This window comes from Frankia sp. CcCS3 (assembly GCF_977927575.1).
In genome coordinates, this window is record NZ_CDWRCL010000283.1 from 1,465 (window position 1) to 4,796 (window position 3,332).

Annotated in this window: 3 protein-coding genes; all 3 read left to right on the plus strand. The window is 66.8% G+C overall.

Translation table 11 applies throughout. The annotated features are described in order from the left end of the window. A partial coding sequence (locus tag AC08OQ_RS17900; RefSeq protein ID WP_476612229.1) for a hypothetical protein occupies positions 1 to 268 on the plus strand: 268 nt, incomplete at its 5' end. 382 nt (positions 269 to 650) lie between these two features. Then, positions 651 to 1,631, plus strand: a complete 981-nt coding sequence (locus AC08OQ_RS17905; RefSeq protein WP_476602251.1) for a CehA/McbA family metallohydrolase — start codon at positions 651 to 653, stop codon at positions 1,629 to 1,631. Positions 1,632 to 1,714: 83 nt separating this feature from the next. Further along, positions 1,715 to 3,332: outer membrane protein assembly factor BamB family protein (locus tag AC08OQ_RS17910; RefSeq protein ID WP_476605357.1), on the plus strand; the 1,618-nt coding region annotated here is incomplete at its 3' end.

Sequence of the window (3,332 nt, forward strand, 5' to 3'; positions counted from 1 at the left end):
AAGTTATTTCATTTCGACTCCGAAGCCTTGGTCGACCTTCTACGGGATGGCTCGCTGGCAGGGCGGACTGGAGAAGAAGCAGGCGTTCCTCGGGCGTCTCGTCGACATCGGCGCCGAACTGTTCGCTATCAGCGCGGCGGTCGTGCGGGCCCGGATGCTCGATGAGGAGGGCGAGCCGACTGCGATCGACCTGGCCGACCTGTTCTGCCGGCAGGGAGGAAGCCAGAGGAAGCCAGGGGTTCGGGTCCCCGGGCCCCTACCCAGCTGACACGCTCGCAGACCCGCGGGTCCGGCCCCCGTCGCTGCGCGAGAAGCAGGCGTGAAACGAAGTTTCGATACATCCTTGACAGGAAATGTCCATCCATCGTTCATTGGAACATTGTTCCGTGCGGCTAGGTTCGTGGACGTGACGATCAGGCCCAGTGAGGCCGGCATGGCGAGCGTTGCTGACGCGCCACCTGGCACCCTTGCCGAACTGGTGCGGGGGCCGCCACGGTCGTCCATGCGTGCCTGAGTCCTGGGTCCCAGGGCCCCCAGGCAGCAAAGATCGCTCTAACTCAAGATCTTTTGCTGCTCGCCCTCGGTTCGATCACCTACCCGAAGACTAGCTTCAACGACCCAACCCAAGCCGCCAACCTTGGAGCAGCGACATGCTAGCAGCGGGCCATTCAACAGTGCAGTCCTCTCACGACGTCGATACCGCACTGCGCGCCTGGACCCAGCCCGGACAGCTATACCGCGGGCAGTTGCACTGCCACTCGACCGACTCGGACGGACTTCTGAGCGTCGAAGAAGTAATAGCTACATACCAGGCCGCCGGCCACGACTGGATCGTGCTTTCCGACCACTATGAGGCCACCTACGACTGGCGACTAGCCGACACCACGGCGTTCTCCTCCGAGGAGTTCACCGCGATCGTCGGTGCGGAACTAAGCTCCGCCGCCTGGACCGACCGTCACTGCTATTGGGTTACCGCCGCAGGGCTCCCACTGGACTTCGCCCCACCGCCGGACGACAGCCCCGCCGCCCACGTCGACGCCATCATGCGTGCCAAAGATGCCGGAGCATTTCTGGTGCTGCTACACCCCGGGCTCAACAACCTACCGCTCGGTGCCGCCGACACAATTTCTGGGCTTCATGCAGTCGACGCAGTCGAGATCTACAACCACAGCATGGCCACCATGTTGCCGCACGGTGCTGACGGCAGCTACTTTTACGACGGCCTACTCGAAGCCGGCCACCGACTCTTCGTCGACGCCAGCGACGACGCCCACTTTGAGCACCCCGACAGCCACGGTGGAGGCTGGCTACAAGTACGAGCCGAGCGCAACAGCCCGGACGCGATCCTCCAATCGCTAAAGGCAGGGTCCTACTATGCGACCCAGGGTCCAGAAATCACCGCGATGTCGGTTCGCGGCAACCAGCTTGACGTCCATACCAGCCCGGCACGCGCAATCGTGCTCGCCGGCGGCGGAGACCAGTGGCTGAACATGCAACAACAGCTCCCGACCCCTCATGAGCAGATTACATCAGCCACATTTGATCTCAGTGCCTTTAGTGGCAAGTACTGCCGCGTTACCGTTGTCGCCCCCGATGGCCGCTGCGCCTGGAGTAATCCATTGTGGCCATAACGAGCTCTTCTTGAGGTCGGCGACGTCCTCACCGAGTGTCGTAGCTCGTATCTCCGCGTCTGATCTCGAGAAAGGCTATCTTCATGCGTGGACGTGTCGTCACCGCCGACGGGCGGGCCTGTCCCGGTGTGCTCGTCAGCGACGGCCGTACGGTCACCACCAGCGCGACGGACGGGACGTTCTCGCTGGCCGCGGCGGGGCCGTTCGTGTTCCTTACCCGCCCCGCCGGCTATGCCGCCGACCGCTGGTTCGCCCCGGCCGCCGAGGAGTCGGTGACGTTCACCCTCACCCCCGTCCCGGTTGCCTTCCCGTACCGGTTCGTGCACGTCTCCGACCTCCACCTCCGCGATCCGGCACTGGACCACACGCTGTTCTCACGGCCGGCGGAGCTGGGGTCGGCGCAGGCGTTGTCGGAGTTCCTCGCGAGGGTCACGGAACGCGCCGGGGAGGTGTCATCGGTGATCGTGACCGGTGACCTCACCGATTTCGGCAGCGATGAGGAGTTCGAGTTGCTGCGCGGGACGGTGAGCACCAGCCCGCTGCCGGTACACCTGCTGCCCGGCAACCACGACCACATCGCGAACAACCCCGGGCTGTTCGACATGCGGATCACCCGCACCGGCTACCTCATGCATTCCGCCGATCCCGCCGGCTACGAACGTAACCTGGGCCCGCGCTGGTACTCGTTCGATCTGCCCGGGCTGCACGTGGTCGCGCTGGACTGGCTCACCCACGAACTCGGGCTCGACCACGAGGCGCAGGACGCCTGGCTACGCGCCGACCTGGCATCGATCCCGCCGCAAACCCCGTGGATCCTGCTGTCCCACGACCAGCCGTGGCGTTCCGTCCTGGACGGGCTGCCACGCCCCCCCGCCGCGACGTTCTCCGGGCACCGGCACGTCTCCCGGGTGGTCGAGGTCGACGGCACCCTGCACGTGAGCACCCCGACCGCGCTATTCGGGTCGCTGGACTACACCCCCCCGTCGTTCCGGGTCGTCACTTGGGACGGGCAGAAAATCACCCTGCATACCCGGGCGGTGGCACCCACAGGCCTGGAACGGTCCACCTTCGAGATACCCGACCCGCCCCGCCACCCACCGCACGCCGCCACGGCAGTGGTGCGCTGGCGCCACCAGCTGACCGGGGCCGGGCACCGGGCCCCGGCCCGCCTCGACGGCGACGAAGTAATCATCGGGGTCAGGCACGAGGACCGCCCCGCCGGAGCCGTCGAACTGCTCACCCTCGCGGACGGTTCCCACCGCTGGCTGGCCGAGCTGGGTTCCTCAGTCAAAGGCACCCCGGCGGTCTTCGCCGATTCGGTGATCGCCGTCGAGGTGGTCGGCGACGTGGTGAGCCTGGACCGTGCCACCGGGACGGAACGCTGGCGGGTACCTTCCCCCGACCCGCTGCGGTTGTTCGCCTGGACCGACCCGGTGGTGGCCGGCGGGCTGGTCGTGGTCGGTGACCTCTCACACCTGCGCGCGCTGGACGCGGCGACCGGCGAACTGCGCTGGGAACGACACGACCTGGCCCCCTACCAGACCCTGGTCGGGCACGCGACCCCCCTCATCGCCGGGGACACCCTGATCGTCGGCAGCTGCCCGCTCCCCCGCGGGATGATCGGCCTCGACCTACACACCGGCAGCACCCGCTGGGGACCCGCCGGCGGCGACGGCGAACTCGCCGGCACACCCATCGGCA